20 protein-coding genes and 2 pseudogenes are annotated in these 23,808 nt (G+C 37.9%); 19 read left to right on the plus strand and 3 right to left on the minus strand.

Annotated elements, in window-relative coordinates; translation table 11 throughout:
- The first annotated feature begins 64 nt into the window (after positions 1-64).
- The 17 genes and pseudogenes from gltB (at position 65) to ACP8HG_RS03155 (ending at position 19,048) form a co-directional block, all read left to right on the plus strand.
- Positions 65-4,597 carry a glutamate synthase large subunit gene (gene gltB, locus ACP8HG_RS03075; protein ID WP_438298167.1) on the plus strand — a complete coding sequence of 1,511 codons (4,533 nt, stop codon included), beginning with the start codon at positions 65-67 and terminating at the stop codon, positions 4,595-4,597.
- Positions 4,598-4,614: 17 nt separating this feature from the next.
- A complete protein-coding gene (gene gltD / locus ACP8HG_RS03080; RefSeq protein ID WP_187047405.1) occupies positions 4,615-6,096 on the plus strand; it encodes a glutamate synthase small subunit in 1,482 nt (493 codons plus the stop codon).
- Between the two features lie 95 nt (positions 6,097-6,191).
- Positions 6,192-6,453 (plus strand): annotated as a pseudogene (locus ACP8HG_RS03085) (group I intron-associated PD-(D/E)XK endonuclease); the annotation flags it as partial.
- A gap of 693 nt (positions 6,454-7,146) precedes the next feature.
- Entirely contained in the window at positions 7,147-8,124 is a 978-nt protein-coding gene (locus ACP8HG_RS03090) for a CobW family GTP-binding protein (RefSeq protein ID WP_438298168.1), read from the plus strand.
- 66 nt (positions 8,125-8,190) lie between these two features.
- Entirely contained in the window at positions 8,191-9,183 is a 993-nt protein-coding gene (locus tag ACP8HG_RS03095) for a permease (protein ID WP_438298169.1), read from the plus strand.
- A gap of 8 nt (positions 9,184-9,191) precedes the next feature.
- On the plus strand, positions 9,192-10,106 hold the full coding sequence (locus tag ACP8HG_RS03100) for a TIGR03943 family putative permease subunit (protein WP_438298170.1): 915 nt from the start codon (positions 9,192-9,194) through the stop codon (positions 10,104-10,106).
- Positions 10,107-10,565: 459 nt separating this feature from the next.
- Positions 10,566-11,603: a metal ABC transporter solute-binding protein, Zn/Mn family gene (locus ACP8HG_RS03105; protein ID WP_438298621.1), complete on the plus strand. Its 1,038-nt coding sequence runs from the start codon at positions 10,566-10,568 to the stop codon at positions 11,601-11,603.
- Positions 11,604-11,621: 18 nt separating this feature from the next.
- Positions 11,622-11,741, plus strand: a pseudogene (locus ACP8HG_RS03110) (GTP-binding protein); the annotation flags it as partial.
- 145 nt (positions 11,742-11,886) lie between these two features.
- Positions 11,887-12,036: a 50S ribosomal protein L33 gene (rpmG, locus tag ACP8HG_RS03115; protein ID WP_340741872.1), complete on the plus strand. Its 150-nt coding sequence runs from the start codon at positions 11,887-11,889 to the stop codon at positions 12,034-12,036.
- A gap of 55 nt (positions 12,037-12,091) precedes the next feature.
- Positions 12,092-12,361 carry a 30S ribosomal protein S14 gene (rpsN, locus tag ACP8HG_RS03120; RefSeq protein ID WP_338652844.1) on the plus strand — a complete coding sequence of 90 codons (270 nt, stop codon included), beginning with the start codon at positions 12,092-12,094 and terminating at the stop codon, positions 12,359-12,361.
- 155 nt (positions 12,362-12,516) lie between these two features.
- A complete protein-coding gene (locus ACP8HG_RS03125) occupies positions 12,517-13,428 on the plus strand; it encodes an ABC transporter substrate-binding protein (RefSeq protein ID WP_338652843.1) in 912 nt (303 codons plus the stop codon).
- A 55-nt stretch (positions 13,429-13,483) separates the two neighbouring features.
- Entirely contained in the window at positions 13,484-14,437 is a 954-nt protein-coding gene (locus tag ACP8HG_RS03130; protein ID WP_438298622.1) for a FecCD family ABC transporter permease, read from the plus strand.
- A complete protein-coding gene (locus ACP8HG_RS03135) occupies positions 14,434-15,468 on the plus strand; it encodes a FecCD family ABC transporter permease (protein ID WP_438298171.1) in 1,035 nt (344 codons plus the stop codon). Before ACP8HG_RS03130 ends, ACP8HG_RS03135 begins: the two co-directional genes overlap by 4 nt.
- Positions 15,465-16,247, plus strand: a complete 783-nt coding sequence (locus ACP8HG_RS03140; protein ID WP_187047415.1) for an ABC transporter ATP-binding protein — start codon at positions 15,465-15,467, stop codon at positions 16,245-16,247. Before ACP8HG_RS03135 ends, ACP8HG_RS03140 begins: the two co-directional genes overlap by 4 nt.
- A 118-nt stretch (positions 16,248-16,365) precedes the next feature.
- Positions 16,366-16,719: a hypothetical protein gene (locus tag ACP8HG_RS03145; protein WP_187047416.1), complete on the plus strand. Its 354-nt coding sequence runs from the start codon at positions 16,366-16,368 to the stop codon at positions 16,717-16,719.
- A gap of 562 nt (positions 16,720-17,281) precedes the next feature.
- Positions 17,282-18,466 carry a YhgE/Pip domain-containing protein gene (locus tag ACP8HG_RS03150; protein ID WP_187047417.1) on the plus strand — a complete coding sequence of 395 codons (1,185 nt, stop codon included), beginning with the start codon at positions 17,282-17,284 and terminating at the stop codon, positions 18,464-18,466.
- 42 nt (positions 18,467-18,508) lie between these two features.
- Positions 18,509-19,048: a PadR family transcriptional regulator gene (locus ACP8HG_RS03155; protein WP_187047418.1), complete on the plus strand. Its 540-nt coding sequence runs from the start codon at positions 18,509-18,511 to the stop codon at positions 19,046-19,048.
- 401 nt (positions 19,049-19,449) lie between these two features.
- Here ACP8HG_RS03155 and ACP8HG_RS03160 read toward each other — a convergent pair whose 3' ends face one another.
- From ACP8HG_RS03160 to uvsE (ACP8HG_RS03170), 3 genes are all read right to left on the minus strand, one after another.
- Positions 19,450-19,602, minus strand: coding sequence for a hypothetical protein (locus ACP8HG_RS03160; RefSeq protein WP_438298172.1), 153 nt, complete (start codon positions 19,600-19,602; stop codon positions 19,450-19,452).
- Between the two features lie 98 nt (positions 19,603-19,700).
- Positions 19,701-20,666 (minus strand): UV DNA damage repair endonuclease UvsE, encoded by a 966-nt coding sequence (gene uvsE, locus ACP8HG_RS03165; RefSeq protein ID WP_338652834.1) that lies wholly within the window; start codon positions 20,664-20,666, stop codon positions 19,701-19,703.
- 272 nt (positions 20,667-20,938) lie between these two features.
- Positions 20,939-21,892 carry a UV DNA damage repair endonuclease UvsE gene (uvsE, locus tag ACP8HG_RS03170; protein WP_342537988.1) on the minus strand — a complete coding sequence of 318 codons (954 nt, stop codon included), beginning with the start codon at positions 21,890-21,892 and terminating at the stop codon, positions 20,939-20,941.
- Positions 21,893-22,150: 258 nt separating this feature from the next.
- Between uvsE (ACP8HG_RS03170) and ACP8HG_RS03175 the strand changes: the two genes are divergently transcribed.
- Together ACP8HG_RS03175 and ACP8HG_RS03180 are read left to right on the plus strand one after the other, a co-directional pair.
- Positions 22,151-22,339 carry a hypothetical protein gene (locus ACP8HG_RS03175; protein WP_067207961.1) on the plus strand — a complete coding sequence of 63 codons (189 nt, stop codon included), beginning with the start codon at positions 22,151-22,153 and terminating at the stop codon, positions 22,337-22,339.
- 451 nt (positions 22,340-22,790) lie between these two features.
- Positions 22,791-23,414: a GyrI-like domain-containing protein gene (locus tag ACP8HG_RS03180; protein ID WP_342537990.1), complete on the plus strand. Its 624-nt coding sequence runs from the start codon at positions 22,791-22,793 to the stop codon at positions 23,412-23,414.
- The last annotated feature ends 394 nt before the right edge of the window (positions 23,415-23,808 follow it).

The following is a 23,808-nucleotide window of genomic DNA, read 5'->3' on the forward strand; positions in this document are numbered from 1 at the left end:
TTGTATTAGTTTGAAAACATATAATATTAGTAAGTTACTTTTTATGGAAAATGGAGGGGTTCAAATGACATTTCATCAATTACCGAAAGCACAGGGCATGTATGATCCAACGTTTGAACATGACGCATGCGGGATAGGTTTATATGCACATATAAAAGGAAATGCAACACATGATATCGTAGAAAAAGGATTAGAAATGTTATGTCGACTTGATCACCGTGCGGGACGTGGAAGCGATGGTCAAACGGGTGATGGTGCAGGACTGATGGTGCAGATACCAGATGTTTATTTTCGTGTTGTGTGTAATGAATGGGATTTGCCGGAAAAAGGAGCTTATGGCGTAGGAATGCTATTTTTTACAGACAATAATGAAGAACGTGCGGGCATTGAACAAAAAATTAACGACATGATTATTGCGCAAGGGCAAGAACTCATCGGGTGGAGAACAGTTCCAATTAACGCTAGTGTTCTAAGTGAAAAAGCAAAAGAAACAGTACCAGTCGTTCGTCAAGTATTCATCAGAGCAATAAACACAACTGATTCACTTGCATTTGAACGTAAATTATATATCATTCGAAAACAAGTGGAGCACTGGGCAGTACAACAGGATAAAAAATTCTATTGTGCAAGTCTATCAAGTCAGACAATCGTCTATAAAGGATTACTTACTCCCAAAGAGGTGAATCTTTTTTACGTGGATCTTCAAGATGAGCTATTTACATCTGCCTTTTCATTAGTACATTCTCGCTATAGTACCAATACATTTCCAAGTTGGGAAAGAGCACATCCAAACAGATATATTGTTCATAACGGTGAAATAAATACATTACGTGGAAATATTAACTGGATGAAAGCACGGGAACAACAATTTGTATCAGAAGCATTTGGGGAGGATCTTCCAAAGCTTTTGCCAATCATTGATACAAATGGGAGCGACTCTTCCATGTTAGATAATGCATTTGAATTTTTTGTACTTGCAGGTAGAAAACCAGCTCACACTGCCATGATGTTAATACCAGAACCTTGGACAGAAAACCCTCATATAACTGAGGAGAAAAAGGCTTTCTATTCTTATCACAGCAGTTTAATGGAGCCATGGGATGGACCAACAGCTATTTCATTTACAGATGGGAAACAAATTGGGGCAATTTTAGATCGCAATGGTTTACGACCAGCTCGGTACTATGTGACAAAAGATGATTATATTATTTTCTCTTCTGAAGTAGGGGTAGTAGATGTAGAAGAAGAAAATATTTTATACAAAGAACGTTTAACCCCTGGAAGAATGCTACTTGTTGATTTAGAACAAGGTCGTATTATTTCAGACGAAGAAATTAAATCAGATATGGCAAATGCATTACCTTACCAACAATGGTTAGACGAAAATTTAGTAACTATTACATCTGAAATGGAAGAACCAGAGCAAATAGATGATTTGTTGTTCAAACAAAAAGCATTTGGCTACACATATGAAGATATTCAAAAATACATGATTCCGATTGCGTTAGATGGCAAAGACCCAATTGGATCAATGGGGAATGATACACCACTAGCCGTTTTATCAGATCGACCACAATCGTTATTTAATTATTTTAAACAGCTCTTTGCACAAGTAACAAATCCACCAATAGATTCAATTCGTGAGTATATTGTGACATCTACAATGACGCTACTTGGAGCAGAAGGAGATTTACTGCATCCAAATCGATCTAATAGCGAACGAATCTTTTTAGACACACCTATTTTAACAAATAGCCAGTTTAGCCAATTAAACGATATGAAATCAAACAAATTCCGAAGTGCAACTATAGATTTAACTATGTCTGCAAATTTAGAAATCGATTTATGTCATGTTTCTAAACAAGCGGATGAATATATAGCACAAGGAATAGCCTTGCTCATACTTTCCGACCGACTGTTGGATGTAAAGCAATCTACAATTCCAGTCCTACTAGCTGCAAGTAGCCTCCATCAACATTTACTTCGCACAGGAAATCGAACGAAGGTAAGTATTATTGTGGAATCTGGTGAAACAAGAGAAGTGCATCAATTTGCTGCTCTGATTGGATTTGGGGTAGATGCGATTAATCCATATCTTGCTTATGCAACGATTGCAGAAGCAATAGAAGAAGGGCATATTGATAGTAGTTATGCAGTAGCGGTTGCGAAATATAGTCAAGGTATTACAGATGGTGTAGTGAAAGTAATGTCGAAAATGGGTATTTCAACTGTTCAAAGTTATCGCGGAGCTCAAATTTTTGAAGCAGTAGGGATTAGTAAAAAAGTGATTGAACGTTATTTTTCAGGAACTGTTTCTCAATTAGGAGGTATTAATCTAGAAACAATCGTGGAAGAAGCGCATAAAAGACATCAAGCAGCTATAGATTCCACTGGGGCTTCTTTAGATTCAGGTAGCGATTTCCAGTGGAGAAGTACTGGTGAACATCATGCATTTAATCCGAAAACAATCCACACACTTCAGTGGGCTACTCGAAAAGCGGATTACGGTTTATATAGACAATATGCAGAAATGGCAAATGAAGAGCGTATTGGATTTTTGCGTAATTTATTGACATTTAAAAAAGATGTTAAATGTATTCCACTGGAAGAAGTCGAGTCTGTAGATTCCATTGTCAAACGATTTAAAACGGGAGCGATGTCGTTTGGTTCATTAAGCAAAGAAGCCCATGAAACACTTGCTATTGCGATGAATCGCCTAGGTGGTAAAAGTAATAGTGGGGAAGGTGGAGAACATCCTAGCCGTTATGAACTAGATGCCAATGGAGATAACCGAAGAAGTGCCATTAAACAAATAGCGTCTGGTCGATTTGGAGTGAAAAGTCATTATTTAGTGCAAGCAGATGAACTGCAAATTAAAATGGCGCAAGGTGCGAAACCGGGCGAAGGTGGTCAGTTACCAGGTAATAAAGTATACCCGTGGGTAGCCGATGTTCGTGGATCGACAACTGGAGTTGGATTAATATCTCCACCTCCACATCATGATATTTATTCGATTGAAGATATGGCGCAATTAATTCATGACTTAAAAAATGCGAATAGAACTGCTCGTATTAGTGTGAAACTAGTGGCGAAATCGGGTGTTGGAACGATTGCTGCTGGGGTGGCAAAAGGTGCAGCAGATGTGATTGTCATTAGTGGATATGACGGTGGAACAGGTGCATCTCCTAAAACGAGCATTAAACATACGGGACTACCTTGGGAGCTAGGACTCGCAGAAGCGCATCAAACATTAATATTAAACGGTTTACGTGATAGAGTGAGACTGGAAACAGATGGGAAATTGATGACTGGTAAAGACGTTGTAATGGCTGCCTTACTTGGAGCTGAGGAGTATGGATTTGCAACAGCTCCATTAATCGTTTTAGGCTGTATTATGATGCGTGCGTGTCATCTAGACACTTGTCCAGTCGGAATTGCGACTCAAAATCCGGAACTTCGCAATAAATTCACAGGAAGTGCTGATTATGTTGTGAATTTTATGAAATTCGTAGCGGAAGAAGTTCGTGAGTATATGGCGTTACTTGGATTCAGAACAGTAGAAGAAATGGTAGGACGTGCGGATGTGCTAGAAGTTAGTGATCGTGCAAAAGAACATTGGAAAGCAAAACAATTGGATTTAACGGCATTGCTTTATCAGCCAGAGGGAGCACGTACGTTTAAAATTCCACAAAATCATAAAATAGAACAATCATTTGACTTACGTGAATTATTACCAAAAGTAGAACATGCTATTCTAAGTGAATCCAAAGTGGAATTGAATTATCCAATTGCAAACACGGACCGTGTAGTAGGCACGATTATTGGAAGCGAAATATCCAAACTATATGGTGCTAGAGGATTAGCCCACGATTCGATCACACTTCGATTTACCGGAGCAGCCGGGCAAAGTTTTGGTGCGTTTATACCAAAAGGGATGTCTATGTATGTAACAGGGGATGTAAATGATTATTTTGGCAAAGGATTATCTGGTGGAAAACTGATTGTCACTGCACCTATTCAAGGTGTTGCTGAAGAAAATGTTATTGCTGGAAATGTTGCGCTATACGGTGCAACAAGTGGAACTGCATTTATAAATGGACGTGCTGGAGAGCGCTTTGCAGTTCGAAATAGTGGAGTAGATGTTGTCGTAGAAGGCATTGGGGATCATGGCTGTGAATATATGACAGGTGGTCGTGCTGTCATATTAGGGGATGTTGGGAAAAATTTCGGCGCAGGAATGTCTGGCGGCATTGCGTATGTACTTGTTGATGACTTGGATGGATTAAAACAAAAATGTAACACAGAAATGATTGGATTTGAACGAATTGAATTATCAGAAGAAAAACATGCGATTCGCCAATTAATTATGAATCATTATTATTACACGAAAAGCACGAAAGCTATGAACATACTAGATAAATGGGAGGAAAATGTTCAAAGATTTGTAAAGGTCGTGCCAAATGATTATAAGAAAATGCTCGAAAAAATCGCTGACTTTAAAAGGGATGGTTTAACGGATGATGCAGCTGCAATGCAAGCATTTTTAGCAACTTCCGTGAACCCAGAAATAAAGCCACTCGCGCTTGTGAAAAAATAAGGGAGGGGGAATAGTAAATGGGTAAACCTACTGGATTTATGGATTATAAACGAGAAAAAGGAAAGGAAGAAGCCCCTCTCAGACGTATTAAAAACTGGGGAGAGTATGCCTCGAAGTTAACAGATGAAGCACTTAAAACACAAGGTGCAAGATGTATGGATTGTGGGACTCCTTTTTGCCATATGGGGATTGAAATACAAGGTGCGACTGCCGGTTGTCCTATTAATAACTTAATCCCTGAGTGGAATGATTTAGTGTATAAAGGAAAGTGGCAGGAAGCACTAGAAAGATTATCGATGACAAATAATTTTCCAGAATTTACTGGTCGTGTTTGTCCAGCTCCTTGCGAAGGATCTTGTACACTTGCCATTTCAGATCCAGCAGTATCGATTAAAAATATTGAGCGTACTATTATCGATAAAGGATTTGAAAATGGCTGGATAGTACCTAGAATTCCAGTAGAGCGCACAGGGAAAAAAATTGCTATAGTCGGCTCTGGACCTGCTGGACTTGCAAGCGCAGATGAGTTAAATCAAGCGGGTCATTCTGTAACTGTATTTGAACGTGCGGACCGTGTTGGTGGACTACTCATGTATGGCATTCCAAATATGAAACTAGAAAAAGATGTAGTTGAACGTCGAATTCAGTTACTCCAGCAAGAAGGAATCGATTTTGTGTTAAATACGGAAATTGGTAAAGATATTTCAGCAGATCAATTAAAAGATGAATTCGATGCGATTATTTTATGTATCGGCGCACAGAAACAACGTGAACTTCGCATGGAAGGTAGCGATTCAAATGGGGTTCATCTTGCAATGGATTACTTAACTTTTACTACCAAAAGTTTGCTGGATTCTAATTTTGCTGACGGGCAATTTATCAATACAAAAGGGAAAGATGTCATCATAATTGGTGGAGGAGATACGGGGGCAGACTGTGTGGCAACTGCAATTCGTCAAAACTGTAAATCAGTTGTCCAGTTCGGAAAACATCCACAGCTACCAAATACAAGAGCGGAAGACAATTTGTGGCCAACCGATTCGAATATTTACAAATTGGAATATGCTTATGAGGAAGCGGAAGCTAAATATGGCAAAGATCCTCGTGAATACTTAATCCAAACAACGAGAATGGTCGCAGATGAGAAAGGGAATTTAAAAGAGCTCCATACAATTCATATGGAAAAAATACTAGGGGAAGATGGGGTTCATTTCTTTAAAGCAATACCTGGTACAGAAAAAATTTGGCCTGTACAATTTGTGTTTGTTGCAATTGGATTTGAAGGAGCAGAGCTTTCATTACCAAATCAATTGGGCGTGAACATTGTAAACAAAAAAATTGCCGCAACAACAAAAGATTATGCAACAAATGTAGATGGCGTATTTACTGCAGGAGATGCGAGAAAAGGTCAAAGTCTTATCGTTTGGGCCATTAAAGAAGGGCAAGATGTAGCGAAAAAAGTCAATGAGTATGTAAGTAAGCAGTCAGTCATTTGCTAATACGGCAGCGTTGGAGGAAGCTGAACAGATGTATGCAGGCATCACTCTGGAACCGGCTAGATCGCTTTTCGAGAAGCTGGATATCAAAGTGTTCCTATAGGGAGTTAACTTCAAGAGGGATTCTAGAAGTGAGATTTCGTTCATCTTATTGCAACACAAAAGGAATAGTTACATCAGTTGTCGACAAAAACGAAATTGATGTGTACTGCGTTTATTGTCCACAAACCGATGAAATGCTATTACTTTGAGCCTAAACGATTTGATAAGTCATTTAGCTTGAGAGTAGATGCACCGAAGAATAATCAGTTACACAACGTAAAATTTGCAAAAGATTATCGTGAGGTTCCTGGCGTCTAGCTAAGCCGTCGGTCGGGGGCTCGAATCCCTCCTTGGACAAAAAATATATGAATGATATCAAACTAGTTTTTTTAGTAAGTAGAGTAAAAGAACAGTCATCATCAGAATGCGACACTTACTGATGCTGGTAAAGACTACTTAAAACAGAAAATGAGTGCCAAAAGAAAGTTAGGTTAGTCAAAGTAAAATAGGGGACGTTTCTTTTAAAAGTCGAATTACCCAAAACGGGGTAGTCGGCTTTTTTGATATCACAAATAGTAAGGAGAATTCACTATGATCTTTTCCTTTTCAAGATTAAGTCTCTACACAATGCGAAGATGCGGCAAGGTTCATCAATTCCTTTTAATGTTCAATAAATATGCAACTAAAGTAGGTCAATTTCTTAACGATAAGTTTCTAGATAAACCAAGAAAGCGCGTGATTTTAGTGATTTGTTGACTTGGATTGTATTTTGAAACTATGCAATTGGATCGTCAGATATACCTTTTTTAGGGTTTTTTTTTAGAAATACGCATTACGAAAAAATCAGTTGCTAATTTAAAAACTCTCTTGTATGATAAATAAACAAGTAAATCGTAAACATTACTGTTTGGGATTAGTGAAGTAGAAATAGTGCCGGCTAAAGTTGTTACAGAGCATAATAATTTTAACTGTCTTGGTCGTTGATGAGATAAGGATAGATATAAACCTAATTTGAGAGGAGAGATTTTTATTAACTCAAGTAAGAAGATTCCAGTATATGTACTAAGCGGTTTTCTAGGGAGTGGTAAAACCACCGTGTTATTAAATATGCTAGAACATTGTAAGAAAAAGGGGCTACAGCCGGGAATTATTTTAAATGAAATAGGCCAAACAAACGTAGAAGGTCATTTATTTGAAAATCAAAAGGTATTTGAACTGTTAGACGGTTGTATTTGTTGTACGATCCAAGAAGACTTAAAAGAAACAATGAACGAGTTGATAACGGAAATGGAACACAGTCCACTCGATGTTTTATTTATTGAAGGAACCGGAGTAGCCAATCCGATGGAAATACAAGAAGTTCTTCTGAGTCATCCATATACTGATCAATTTGACTTAATGTCTATTATTACAGTTTTGGATGCTAGTAATTATTTGGAGTATCAAAGCATATTTTCAAGCTCAACTGAAGTCCGGAATTTAATACATGAACAAATGATTTGTGGAAGTCTACTGGTGTTAAATAAGACGGATTTAGTTCCTTTAAATCAACTTGAAAGTATTAAACAAAAAATCACAAAGAAATCGAAACAAGAAAAAACTATTATGGAAAGTGTCTACGGTAAAATTGATGCTGAATTGCTTTTTGAAAAGCGTATCCACTCTGTTACGATTGGAAAATCGCCTTTGGATGTTGAACATCACCATCACTCGACATTGCAAGCGCTTAAGTTGGAGGATTGCCCTGTAGTTCGAAAGAAAGAATTCGAAAAATGGCTCAAACACCTTCCAGCCAATGTACTACGAGGAAAAGGGTTCGTTGAAATCGAAAGCTCACACCAACTTTACAGTTTCCAATATGCTTCAAGGAAGGTAGCATTTACTCCAGTCCCCGCCGCTTTAAATAGAAAACCAGTTATTATTTTAATTGGCTTGGGGCTTGACACAGAGCAGATAAACGATCATTGGAAGCAACTCGTAAAGCAATGAAAATCGTATTTTTTTGCGTAGCACTTTACAGAAATTAAGGATATTAGAGAGATAGGAGTACGATTCATGACAAGCAAACGAAGTTTAGGGGTGAGCTTACTTTTCATAGGAGTGCTCCTCTATTTCTTTTTATCAATAGGATTCACAGAAATACAAGCGGCAATTCCAAAAAGCATGTTGCATGTAAATACCATTTTTCTGAGCATCGTATTAGAAGCATTACCCTTTGTGTTTCTTGGGGTGTTTACATCAGCTCTAATCCAAACGTTTGTGTCTGAAGAGGCTGTACAACGGTTTATTCCTAAAAATCCTATTATAGCAATCGTGCCAGCTGTACTAGTAAGTGCAATTTTTCCCGTTTGTGAATGTGCAATTATTCCAGTGGTGCGAAGATTGATGAAAAAGGGAATGCCGTTGCATATAGGTATTATTTTTATTGTTGGGGCACCTGTATTAAATCCCATCGTCTTTGCATCTACCTATTATGCCTTCCAATCTACCCCAGCAATTGCGTATGCCCGGATGGGATTGGCGTTCGTATTGGCCATTGTAATTGGTAGTCTCATATATGCTTTCTATCGGAATCGTAATCAATTAAAGTGGACAACAGAGGAACTGTTGGATAGACCTATACAGTCGGGTGGCAGGGAAGTCCCTAAAATAAAAGCTGTATTTTATCATGCAAGTGATGAGTTTTTCGATATGGGGAAATTTTTGATCATGGGCGCAATGATCGCCAGTTTATTTCAGACGTTCTTTGATAGGAATCTATTGGTAAGTATTGCTGCCAATGACATGACTTCACCTCTTGTTATGATGGGATTTGCGTTTATCTTATCACTTTGCTCCGAAGCGGATGCATTTGTAGCATCCTCGTTTGCACACACATTCTCCGCAGGATCACTCCTTGCTTTTTTAGTCTATGGGCCGATGCTAGATTTGAAAGGTACGATTATGCTATTTGCTTATTTCCGTGCTAAATTCGTTATAGGCTTAATGGCTATTATTACTGTGTCTGTATATGTGATGATTTTGATATACCAATACTTATTTATGTGAGGTGCGTTATGCAGGAAGAACGGGATTACAGTTCTCATGCTTTGTTTAGAGGAATTATATTACTAGGTTTTTTTCTACTCTTATTTAGATTGCTAGTATCAGGGGATATTACTTATTATATTGCTCCTAAAATGATTCCCTTTTCTTATTTTGCACTTGTGATTTTATTGGTATTGGGGCTTATGCAACTATGGAGAAGTGGATCGAAGAATCTGGAGGAATTATACTGTAATTGTGGCTTTAGCCATACTCAAACTGGAACACCCTTACAAACATTTTTTATATACACTTTGTTTGTCTTACCTGTTCTGACTGGATTGTGGTTTCCAATGACCGTTTTAGATAGTTCAATTGTCGCCAAAAGAGGGGTTATATATGGAACAGGTTTGAATACCACACTGCCAGCCGTTAGAAATGATGAAACTGATACCTCCTATGACTTGCCAGGAACAGATCCTGACATTGTAGAAGAATCCATTGATGGAACGAAGATTGTTGAAGACATGAACTATGAAAATGATGAATACCCTACTCGTATGGAAAGTCTGAGAGATGAACTATTAGAAAACGATAAAATCATTGTAAGTGAAGCAAGATATCTGGATATTACCGATAATATTTATGCTTATCTCGATTGGTTTCTTGGTAAGGAAATAGAAATTGTTGGGTTTGTATACAAGCAACCTGACTTGGAAGAAGATCAGTTTGTAGTTGCACGATTCGGAATTACTTGTTGTGTTGCAGATGCTTCTGTCTTTGGCATTTTGTCGACTTCTGGTGAAATGTTTGAAGTAGAGGAAGATGAATGGGTTAGGGCAACGGGCTATTTATCGAAAATAACCCTAGAAGATTGGGATTATCCTTACCTGCAGATAACTGACATAGAGAAGGTAGAAGAGCCCGAAAATCCATATATAAATTAAACATAGCCCTTGTCAACCGGACAGGGGCTATGTTTTTTAGGTGTGATAATGTGCGGAAACCTGTTTATAGGTATCGTGAAATAAATGGACCTGATACAACGAAAGGAATAATACTCAATAAATGCCACCGCCATTGCCTGAACTAATGTGGTAACGGTCATCTCTACTTTTTAGGTTGTAGACTTAACCAACGTGTGTTCAAACTTCTATACTAACTCCAATAATCTTGTGAAACAGTATTTAAAGAATTCATTAATCATAATTAAGGTTACCTTATCACTCGCAAAGTAAAAAGAGTTCATTCATGACCTGAAAGTACAGGTGTGCTTAGTTTAAAGGAATTACTTTTCACAATATGAAATAAAAACAGTTGCTAATTCAAAAATGCTCTTGTATGATAAATAAATACTTAAAACGTAATGATTACGATTTAGGGGGATGAAGGAGGAGTTTTTTGTGGTGAATAAAAAGTTTTTATCTATTTTTTCAATTATTACTCTACTATTGCTCGCAGCATGCGGCAACAAAGAGCATACGAATGAGAGGGTAGAAGCGGAAGGTAACGAAGACCTCATATCCGTTTATACTACTGTTTATCCGCTTCAATATTTCACAGAACGGATTGGCGGCGACGCGGTCGATGTACAATCTATTTATCCGCCGGGGGCAGATGAGCATACGTTTGACCCAACACAAAAGGATATGATGGCACTCGCTGATTCAGATTTATTCTTTTATATCGGACTTGGACTTGAAGGATTTGTGGAGAATTCCGAAAAGACAATGAAAGGCGAGCATGTCAAAATGATAGCGGTCGCTGACAATATTCCAGAAGAGTCGCTAGGTGAAGGACATGATCACGGAGAGGAGGGGCATGAGTCTGATGGGCACGATGAAGAAGAGCATGAGTCACACGAACAGGACCATGAAGAAAACGATTCACATGATCATGACGACCATGAGCACAGCGAATTCGACCCTCATGTTTGGATTTCTCCTTTATTAAGTATAGAACTCGCAACGGTAATTAAAGACTCACTCATCGAAGCATCTCCTGAAAAAAAGGATATGTTTAAAGAAAATTTTGAAGGGTTAAAAGAGGATTTACTCGCCCTCGATCTGAAATTTAAAGACATGGCTTCCAATGCTACTACAAAAACATTTTTCGTTTCACACGCAGCTTTTGGTTATATCGCTGATTCGTATGGACTTGAACAAGTCGCAGTTGCCGGATTAAATTCGCAAAGTGAACCTTCACAAAAGGAATTGGCTGCTCTTGTTAAATACGCGAAAGCACATGAAGTGAAATATGTTTTATTCGAACAAAACGTCTCCTCTAAACTAACTGATGTCATTCGAAAGGAAATTGGAGCGAATTCACTGATGTTGCATAATCTTGGTGTTCTAACAAGTGAGGATGTGGAAAACAAAGCAGACTATTTATCTTTGATGGAATACAACATTGCAACACTTGCGGAAGCATTGGGTAATAAGTAAAGCGTAAGGAGTGGGAGAATGAAAAAAAGGATACCCGTAACGTTGTTAAGCCGCTACTTAGGTTCGGGGAAGACGACCTTATTGAATCATACTTTACACAATCGACACGGGCTGAAAGTCGCCGTCATCGTTAATGATTGGCATTCGGATGAATCAACAGGAAATTACGGAAGGCTTAGATAAATGCTTGCTTACGGAAGAAGAATTAGTGCAAGATTGGACAATTTTTGTGGATCCATTGCCTAATTTTCAAATCGAAATTTGACCTATAGGAGGAACTAGTATGAGGGTAAATATCACATTAGCTTGTACAGAATCAGGAGACCGCAATTACACAACTACAAAAAACAAACGCACTAATCCCGAACGGATTGAATTAAATAAATACAGCCCGCGCTTGAGAAAAGTCACGATTCATAGAGAAACAAAGTAAAAAAATTTGCAAAGTTTTAAATCGTAATGATTACTAATTATGGAGTGGAAATAGAATGGCGAAGAAATCTAAGGTAGCGAAAGACAAGAGGCAACGGAAGTTGGTTGCTCACTATGCGGTACTTCGTAAAGAATTGAAAGAGAAAGGTGACTATGAATCGTTAAATAAGCTACCTAAGGATTCTTCCCCAACACGATTGAAAAATCGATGCGAACTGACGGGGAGACCAAGAGGATATATGCGGAAATTTAACATGTCACGGATTGCTTTTCGGGAACTTGCGCATAAAGGGCAACTACCAGGTGTTAAAAAAGCCAGTTGGTAAAAGATATTCAACCATTCGGTTACTATAGAATGGTTGAATTATTCCAATGTGAGGTGCGTGGGATAAATGAGCCTGTATCAGTTTAACACAGGAAACGGAAGGGAGATTTAAGTGTCTTGCCAATAAAACATCAACTGCTTAGCAGTTTGTTACTCATGTTACTTGTTGTAGGAGCTTGTAGTAATAAAACGGAGGAATCGTCTGCTGAGTCAAAGGAAGAGAAGAAGCTACTAGATAGCACGAGTACAGAAATTGTATTAGACAAGATACCCTCTGAAATTATTTGTTTAACAGAAATCTGTGTGGATACCCTGCATCTTTTAAAAATCGAGCCCAGTGCTGTATCAGCTGCTGGAATCACGCAGGAATCAGAATTTTTTGGAGAAGCGGGTGTCGCTATCCCATTGATAGGCGGAACTTTTTTTGAGCCAAACATTGAAGATATTTATCAAACGAATCCGCAACTGGTTATTGGTTTAGGTGGCGTTCATGATAGCTTGCGTGAAAGTTTAGGAGATATACCGCTTTATATAGTTAGTCCATTGTCATACAAAGATTCTATTGAATTCGTACGTGTAATGGGAAGCATAACAGGAAGGCAGGACTTGGCCGAGGCTGCAATTAAGAACTTTGAGGAAAAAATTGAATTATTTAAAGAACAAGCATCTATGGATATTACCACATTAGTGATGTACGGATCTGATGTGAATTTTGGTATTGATACAAAAGAAAGCGTTGTCGGCTCTTTATTAGCCGAAGGTGTCAGCTATCCATGGTCTACTGGTGGAGATGCTGAAAGTCATACTAGTGGGGGAGCTCAATTTTCCTTAGAGGAAGTCCTTAAGCAAAATCCAGATATCATCTTTGTCGAAACATTTTCCTTTGATAAGAAAGGACCGACATTGTCCGATCAACTCTCTGAAAGTCCAATTTGGAAAGAATTAAAAGCTGTTCGAAATGATGAGGTCTATGAAGTTAGGACCAATATCTGGGCAAATGGTAGAGGGATAGGTTCATTATCAATTGTTTTAGATGAAGTGACTGGGATTATTGAAAACGGTAAATAAGCCGAGAAGTGGGCAAAAAATACTATCCATTAGTTTATCCCTCGCACTTTTATGTTTGGTTCTATCGTTTGTTCTACTCATTTTAAGTTTAATGTTGGGCGAGCCTAGACTCTCTTTTGCTTCCTTGTTACAAGTGTTGGATGGGCAGGCCACGAAGTTAGAGGAAATTGTTGTTTTTGAGATACGATTACCAAGATGGGTTGTGGGATGGATTGCAGGGGCTGTTTTAGCACTTGCTGGTACAATGCTTCAAGACGTCCTTCAAAATGACTTAGCAGGACCGGAATTGACAGGAGTGTCAGCGGGTGCTGCGATGGTAATGGCATGTGTTACTATATTTAGCCTGCCATTATCTTTTTCACTTTATCCGTTAGCAGCACTGACTGGCGCTATGTTTAGCGGAATTATTGTGGTCACAGTAGCCTCCAGTAAATTGCGACGATCTTCTATCTTACTGGTCGGCGCTGCTATGACCGCAACAATAAATGCACTGGTGATTGTGGTGATAAGCATTGGAAGTCCAAATGACATCGGATTGTTGTTTTTCTATCTCACCGGCAGTTTAGCGAACCGAACGCAAGAGCATGTTTTGGCCCTTTTACCTTGGTTTATCATCGGCGTTCCTTTGGCATTACTTGCCGGAAAAGCTTTAAATGTTTTCCGTTTGGGAGATGAAGCGGCAAAGGCGCGGGGAGTTTCCGTAGATCGCATCAGACTTTTGGTATTTGGAATAAGCGCTACCTTAACTGCTGCTGTTGTCGCTTATTGTGGTCCAATTGGTTTTGTTTCGCTTATTATCCCTCATCTAATACGTCGGGTTGTTCAAAGTACAAACAGCTATGTTGTTATGCCATTAAGTATTCTTGCGGGTGGAACATTTTTGACAGGAATGGATTTAATTACACGAATTTATTTTTATCCGGTTGAAATTCCTGTAGGATTGCTCACTTCCATAATTGGTGGGAGCTGGCTCTTGTTTATGTTTATAAAAAGGAGAACCGGCTTATGAATATATATACTTTTAAAAGATTATGGTCTATTCTATGTATCTTACTTTTGCTGTTCTTTTCTCTTCATTTGATTTTAGGTGGTTTGAGTGTGGAAATTCAAACAGTTGTTAAAGAGCTCATGAATCCTAATCATGATTCTACAGTCCGGAATATTCTTCTAAACCTGCGTTTACCAAGAGCGATTATTGCTGTTCTTTGTGGGGGGATGCTTGGGTTAGCAGGTGCTTTATTGCAAAGTGTCATTTCAAATCCATTAGCTGAACCTGGTGTTATTGGTGTGACAGCTTTGAGTACGCTGTTTGCTGTTCTTTGGATTACCTACTCGCCATTTTCCATTCTTATGAGTTATAGCCTTCCTGTAGTGGCAGCTATCGGAGCAACGCTTTCTGTTGCGTTGCTTTATCGAATCTCGAAGTTTCCTCATATCGGGATGCAGAAATTGGCTTTGATTGGTGTACTTTTTTCAGTTATTATACAAGCTTTTATTTCTCTCATTCTATTGCAGCAACAACAAGCTATGGGGAGCATTTTACTATGGATGATTGGATCGCTAAACGGACGTACATGGTCGCAATTTTATATGGTGGTACCTTTTGCACTGATTTTGATACCGATAGCACTTTCTTTTGCAGGTATAGTGAACGGCTTGCGTCTAGGTGACGAGAAAGCTCAAACATTGGGCATCAATTTACAATCATCAAAAAAATACATACTGCTTGTTGCGGGATTACTAACTGCAGGTGCCGTTTCAACAGTTGGAGCAATTGCGTTTGTAGGACTCATTGGACCGCACATTGCCAGACACCTAGCTGGAGAAGATGCCCGACTATTCCTGCCTATAAGTTTCTTGACTTCCTCTTTACTTTTATTGGCTGCAGATATAATTGCTCAAGTTGCAGTTCCATTACTGCCGGATGCTTGGGTACCGTTTACTATCCAATTGCCGACGGGTGCTGTAACAGCTCTAATTGGCGGACCCTTCTTTATGTACTTAATTACTAAAAACATGAAAGGTGGTAAAGTCAGTTGAGTCAACAAGATATACAATTGCAGGATATCGGGATTTCTTTTGGCTCAAAGGACGTAGTGACAGCATTTACTGCAACAATTAAAGAAGGGAAAATCACAGTTCTTTTAGGCCCGAATGGCTGTGGGAAATCAACGCTATTAAAAGCTATTTCAAATATTGTAACGCCTCAAACAGGTAAAGTTTTGCTTGGAGATACACTAATTTCAAGCCTTTCTGCTAAAAACCTGGCAAAAAAAATGGCGTTGCTCCCGCAAGTTTACGATGCATCGATTCGGATAACGGTGGAAGAACTGGTCGAGCAGGGTAGATATCCCCATATGGGTGCAATTGGCATGCTCAGAAAACAAGATCATATTGCCATCGGAAAAGCTATGGAGATGACTTCAGTTAATCATTTGAAGAATAAATTATTGGACAACTTGTCTGGTGGAGAAAGACAGCGGGCATGGCTTGCTTTAGCGCTTGCTCAGGATACACCGATTATATTGTTGGATGAGCCGACAACGTTTTTAGATATCCAACACCAATTAGCAATGCTTGAATTGATAAAAGAGATTAATCAAAAAGAACAAAAAACAATTTTATTGGTATTACATGACTTAAACCAAGCACTTCAATATGCGGACGAAATTTTATTGATGAAAAACGGCTCGCTATATATTGATGGAAAACCGAAAAAGGTATTGAACGCTGAAACGATTAAAGATGTTTACAATGTGAAAGTCAGCTTAATAGAAGATGCACAGTCGAATAAATCATTTATTCTTCCATTCCACTGATTCTGTGTAAAATGTCACCTAACGGACGTTTAAAAAGCAAGTTAGTAAAGTCTATCCAACCATTCTTTAATTAAAGAATGGTTGGGTTTTTAAGTTGTAAATACGTGAGGTGAGGAAAATGCATGATCGATTAATGGAGTTTTTACTAAGAAGCGAGGTTAAAAAGCTTACGGAAGAAAAAAGGAGCCTGTATCAGTTTGTCATTGAGTTAGAGGATTCTTTGGCTGAAAGTGCTGAAACGGCTGATCATTTTCTTAGTCTTCTAGTGGAAAATTCTCCGTACGAACTCGCGGGCCGTCATTTTAAATTGCCCATAACAAAAGTGGTACATCTGATGACTGCTATTGAAGTAGAATTAACCGGAAAAATCGAAACAAGGTGTGGAAAGATGAAATGGGTTGACTATACTGATCACTTACTGCAAACGGCTGAAGAGGGACGGAGTAAAAAGCTATTTCTGTTTATCAATTAATAAAATTGATTGTAGCGTAAAGAGCAATTAACATGATTATCTTCAATGGATGTAGCTCTAGAGGATTACTAAAAAATTGTAAATATTGGTGTCCATCCTTTTTCCAAGTCGATTTAGAAAGTAGACAGATTATGAACTCAGACGATATACAGCGCCTGTAAGAGGATTGATGAGATGGAATGAATTCTTATAAGGAACGAAATTCCAGTGAACGTGTAAACACCAATCTAAAAGGTTATTTTCTACTAAATCAGATCTAACATTATACAGGAGAGAAAGCCAAAGTTCATTTCGTCGGAGTTCATATTGAGTGCAACACTAGTAACTTGCAGTTAATCAACTCATCCAGCTTCAACTATTCATAACAGCGTAATCGGAATTTTCATTCGTTTTTTAAAGAAATCATTTGGACTCTGTTTCTTTATGATTTTTTAAGAGTACGTAATATGAAATCGATTCAATTGACTTTTAAAAAAGGGAAGAGTAAGATACGGAAGTACTCTAATTAGAGTACTTTGTTGAAACCGAAAAACATATTTTATTGGAAAGAAGGAAGAAATACATGAAATTTATACATTTCTTAAAAACAAAAGGGGCTATTGCCGCTATTTTTATGGGGATTTTTTACGCAATCGCCATGCTCGGAATATTTATCCCCGGGTATTCAGCCATTCCGAATAATATTGATCAAATGCCGATCGCTATGGTGAATGACGATGCAGGCGAATATGGGATAATGATTGCAGAACAACTTGCAGAGAAACTACCATTTGAAGAAATTGAAACGGATTTGACAAACAAGCAAGCGTTAGCACAATTAGAAAAAAATGAATTGGCGTTAATCATCCATATTCCTGTAACGTTTTCTGAAGACATGCAAAATGGGGAAACAGCATCAAGCATTGACTTTACAACCAATGGAGCAAGTGCGACAGTTGTTTCTTCGACAATGACTTCCATCGTTAACGAAATCAATAATCAATTAAGCGCACAGTTTTCCACACAAACAGCACAAGGTGTATTGATGAATTTGAATATACCCGAAGAGCAAGCAACTGAAATGGCGGAAATGATCGAAACTGCATATGCTGGAAATTTGGTCACGATCAATGAGATTCCAGCGGGCATGAATAATACTATGCTACCAATGTTCTTAACAATGGCCGGATACACGGGTGCAATGATTGGCGCTATGCAATTAGTCGGAGCATTTAGAGCCAGTCGCGGAAAAGCAAGCAAAACGCGGCTATTCTTATATGTTCAATTAACAGCATTGTTAATCGCGGTTGTATCATCCCTTGTAGCTTTGGGTATAGCATATTTAGTCAGCAGCCATGGAGCTGACATATTTGTGAGCCTGACTGCACAGCAAATTTTGAACTATATGGTATGCTTCAATTTCACGGCGATTTTAATTTTCTTGATGGGTGAAGGCGGAATGGTTCTCAACTTGCCAATACTATTGGTCCAAACACTTGCCAACGGTGCTACAATCCCTCGGGAAATGATGTACTTGCCATATGAATGGATGAGCTATATTTCGCCGATGTACTATTCTGTCCAAGCGTACTTCGCGACATTATATGGCAGCGTCAGTGCAGCGCCTAATCAGTGGATGATGGTGGCTGTGGGAGCCGGGGCTATGTTAATTAATATATTAATTGTGGCTTTCCTTCACAAGCCGCAGCCTGTATCGGAACCTGAAACAGAGTCTGTAAGTATTGAGACGGCTGAAATCACTGCATGATTTTGTTACAATGAGGGAGTCACTTGCCGAAGGAGATTGATCATGACAATCCAAATATACATTTTGAGTAAATTAATCGAAGGCAATAATTATCCATATAAATTAAAAAGACAGCTGTCGGATCCGATTCCATTTGATAAACTTGCCGGATTGACAGAAAGTAAGTTGTATTATAATTTTAATACTTTAGCAAAACAAAGACTTATCGAGGCAGTGGAAATCATCAAAGAAGATCATCGGCCTGACAAGCAAGTATTTTCCATTACTGCAAAAGGCCGTGAAGAACTGCCGAAAAAAATATACAAGTTATTTGAAAAAGCCGACAAAATCAGTGAAATGCTTGTGGGCTTAGCCAGTATCGAGTACGTTGATCGCGACAAAGTGATTGCCATTCTTGAAAGGAAGTTAGCCGATCATAAAGACCGCTGGGAGTATTTGAAAAGTTTAAATGAGCACGTAGATGTTGGAAAAGAAAAAGAAAAGCTCATGGAATTTATGGGCGATTATTTCCCCAGCAAGGCCGAGCATACAGCGAGCTGGCTTGAAGTGTTGATAGACCTTATAAAACAAAGAAAAATATAATTGGATGAATGAATCTAACGCTATTGGAAGCTTGTACTTCCGTGTAATTAAAGGGTTTATTCTATATGAGTTATGTTGGTATCAGCTTTTATGATTATTGCTTACTGTATGGTTTTTATCAAACTAAAGAAGTCTTTTGGGTAAAGAAAATTACTTTATTAAATGAATCGTTACGTCCTTGCATAAGGAAATAACGGTTCATTTTTATTTTCATTCAAGTAATTGTTTGTCTGTCCTGTAGAATAGAGATACATTTTATTCAAATGAGTGTTTGCGTCCGTCAAATTTATCACTAGTTGAAATCGATCACTGATATGGTGGGCTTCAGGAGGGGCTTTCCAAATCTCAGTGGTAAGAGAGCCATCTCTTGAGACATAATTTATATTAGCAAAAAAAGAAAGCTAGATAACTGCATCTTCTATCTCTCTTGATTCTACGGGGTTAATGACCCGACCATCGGCTAGGTTCACCATGATGGTAGCGTAACTCTTTCTCTTTTTCATTGCGAAATCAGCGATACAAATGGCTTCAATGTCCTCTTTATTTATTACCAATATGCTTTTTTGAAAATTACAGATTGTGCTCTTTTCCACTTCATTATAAAACGATGTACAAACAATTCAACTAATTGTGGAAGTAACCTCTTTTTCATTTACTTTAAAGAGAATGAAGAGCCATCAATAATTTCAACGTCTTTCCTTGCTTTTACTTCATCCATTAATTTGAAAAGCGCCTCATCTTTTTTCTTAGCCTCAATCATGCAGTCAATTCGTGGAATACTGCCCTTTATTTCATGAAGGAATCTAAAAAACATATCGATGTCTACATAATCTGAATGATGGCGAAAAGCTTTATCACTCTTTGGACTTGATATATGCATTTTTATTGAGAGCGGAGAATGTCTCCATGTCTGAATAACTCTATTCCAGTTGGTTTCCCAATTTGTACCTAGGTGATGGGCCAGATGATGATGATAATCGAAAACTAGAGGTATATCTAGTTTTTCACATAAGTAAAGTGTATCTTCTAACGTAAAAGAAGTATCATCATTTTCAAGCATAATCATATTTTGAATCCTTTTCGGGACGTCCATCCAATTATCAACAAAACGTTCAAGTGAGAGTTCGGTTTCTTTATAATTACCACCAACATGCATGACACAGCGATGAGTCGGGTCAATCCCCATCGCCTTTAGTAATAAGTAATGTAGCTTTAAGGTACTAATTGAATTTTTTAAGATATGCTTCTCTTTAGAATTAATCAGAACAAAGTGATCTGGATGAAAATCAACTCTAATCTTATGTTTTTTTGCGAAATCTCCAATCTCACGAAGCGGTTCTATTAATGGCTTTATATAATTCCATTTAAGAAGCTCCTCGTGGTTTGCTAAAGGAATAAGGCGAGAGGTTAGCCGATAAAAATGAATATCAGACGCTACATTATGTTTTAACAGTCTTAGTGTATTATGTAAATTCGAAAGTGCAATACGTTCTAATTTACGGATGGCAGCTTCCCGATCATCAATTTTTTTGAATTGGGTAAATGTCATTGTTTGCGAAGGGGATGCATTATCAAGTTCCATACTCATTGCGACATAACCAAGACGTACAATCGTCATTTATTCCACCTCATCTGTATTATCATTATTCAGCAAATGTTTATGTACTGAAAGCGAAGCGTCAGCTACAGAAGACTCTCACCTCCATAGGTGGGAGATGAATGCGTTTTTTTTACCTGTTAAGCGGGTGTCCAAATGTCCGCTGACCAAAGAAAGAATGGCAATCTAAGTTCGCCGCGTCCTGCGGCAACGGTTGCATGACCTACATCCTGTAGGCCTCAAGCTCGATTCAAAATCTGGACTCAATAATTGAATAACTCTATTCTTCGCGGTTACCATTCCACAGATGACCCTGAAATACGTTTGACTCCTCGAATTGCAGCTATTTCATCTACAAGTTTCAGCATGGCAAGGTTTTTTTGTTTTGCTTCTATCATTATGTCAAAGTCCTTATTAAGCTCCTTTGCCATCTTTAAGAAGGGGAGGACAAAGTCTAAAGAAACAAAGTCGGCATGAGAACGATAGGCTTGATCTGATTTCGGTGAAGAAATGTGAACTTTTGGGACAATATTAAAGGTATTCCAAGTCTTAAATATGCGGTCTAAGTAAAGAGGGAGGTCACTCTCCACGTTATTCGCCATATAGTGATGATAATCGAGTACCATTGGAATGTTTTCCTTTTCACAAGTAATGAGTGTTTCCCGAACATCATACGTTTTATCATCATTTTCTAGCGTCATCTGCTTCTTAATTTCCTTTGGTAATTTTTTGAGATTTTGATGGAAACGGTTTAATGACGCAGTTTTATCCCCATAGGCTCCGCCAATATGAATATTAATTAATCCCGTATCAAGAATGTTCATAGCTTTGAGCATCCTAAAATGATATTCCATACTTCTTACTGCATTCGTTGTGACTTCTTCTCTTTGGCTTGTGAAAAGTGTAAATTGATTTGGGTGAAAGCTTACTCTAAGCTTGAAATTTCGGACTAAATTCCCGATTTCTTCCCATTCGTTTTTGAATGGAGTTAAGAAATCCCACATCACTTCCGGATGGGGTGCTAAAGGGACAAGTGAGCTTGAAAACCGGTATAATTCTATTTCATGCGCGATATTATAATACAAAATTCTTTTTGTGTGCTGTAAATTTTGTGCTGTTATCGATTTCAATTTTTCCATTCTCTCGTTTATAGGGAGCGTTGAATACCGTGTAAAAGTTAGAGTTTTTGATGGACTCGCATCCCATAAGCCTAGTGCATTACCTACATATCCGAACCGGATTTTCATCTACTTTTCCCCTTTATTCAATACTTTGAGGTTGAAATCTAATCTGACACATAATTTCTAAGAGCATTTTAAACAGTGAGGGGAAATTTATACATAAATATTATCTGCATAAATCCATTTATGTATACACAAAATGAGAATGGTTAACCCGCTTCGTTAATTGAGTAGGCTTTATATAAGCTAACGGTCCATGAGAGACAATTGGTTCAACCTTCCTTTTACTTGTTCATATAATGTATTGAGAGGAGGTTAAACTAAATGGATCGATTTATTCTTTTGATGTTGGCTAGTATTTTAGCTGGATTTGCATTATTAAAGGTTCCCTTATCAGATACTTTTTTAGCGGGTTTAGAGCCGATAACTAACTTAATAGGTATTTTGGCAATTGTGATTTTCTCCCTTGTCCTAATGTATAAAGGTTTAATGGCGCTACTGGGGAGAAAATGATAAGAAGTTTAGACTCAGAAGTTATTCTGAGTCTTTTTAAGTTACTACTCACAAATATATTGTTATCTAAAAGGTTGCAAACATACAATGGCATTGTAAAAAAATATGGTATTTCACTCTTATGGGTAACACTTATTCAACTAACGAGTACGTTACTGAAAGAGGGAATAGAAATATGAGAAATGAAGATAAGATATGCTATCTAGATTGTACAGGCTAGAATAGTTTGAGTTTTTTTGATACTTTCACTTGAATCCCCTATTATAGAAGGAACAAGTCTAGTCTGAAGTGGTGGCGATTTTGACGAAGATAATACCATACAAAACTAGGCAGCAATTATAAATAGAAAAGGCGGTTAAAGTATGCACGTGTGGAAGCCCGCTTGGGATGGGAAGAAGCAAATTGGCACAATGTAGTAGATAGAGAAACGAAGTATGAGGGGGGCAATTTATTGATAAAGTATGAGTGGCGAAAAAACGATAAAAAAATCTATTTACCAAAACAGATACCTACTATTTACAATGATACCGAAAAGTCGTATATCAAATTGCAAGGTGCAGGAGATCCAGATAGCGATTCATTCCGGGTAAATGTGGAAATTTTATATGCATTGTCTTATAGTATTCGAATGATGCCAAAGGGTGGCTACACACCAAAAGACTACTATGAATATACAGTATTTCCGCTTGAAGGAATTTGGGATTTAGATGAAGAGGGAAGAAAATTAGATTACCTGGATAAAAATCATTTTGTCTATCAACTAATGATCAGACAGCCTGACTTTGTGACGAGGGAACTTTTTCAAAGGGCTGTTGAAAGTGTACGAGCAAAAAAGAAACATTTACCAGTTGATACAGCAACACTCGAATCTTTATCTGATGGATTATGTGTTCAGATGATGCACCATGGTAGCTACGATAAAGAACCAGAAACGTTTTCTAAGATGGAAAAGTATTGTGAGGAACAAGGTTTGATACGAATTGAAAAAAGCCATAGAGAAATCTATATTACAGATGCAAGAAGAACAGCTCCAGAAAAATTAAAGACTGTGCTAAGATTTAAAGTTTCTAAATAAAAAATGTTCGTTTCGCGCTTTATTTATAACGAATCGTATTCTCGAATACCCCAAGCTGTATTTTGTATATTTCCATTCAATTAGTAATGCTATTCTATGCCAGACGAATGAATTCGAAAAAGAGTATTTGAAGTTGCAAAATACATAAGTGGTCAGTGTATATAGTTAAAGAGAATATTGGGTAGCGTTAACTCGGAAAAGTAAGTCTTTATAACAAATAACGTCATGAAAAGCCTTACACATATTATAGAGATTGAATAGAAGAAACCTAGGTATATCAGGAATTAAACGCTCTAAAAACGTCCTCGTGGGACATTATGTAACGAAAATTGATTCAATAAAAAACACCTAAAACATTGTTGATTTCAATGTTTTAGGTGTTTTTTTATGGTAA

The organism is Sporosarcina sp. FA15 (assembly GCF_051550195.1).
Classification (GTDB): domain Bacteria; phylum Bacillota; class Bacilli; order Bacillales_A; family Planococcaceae; genus Sporosarcina; species Sporosarcina psychrophila.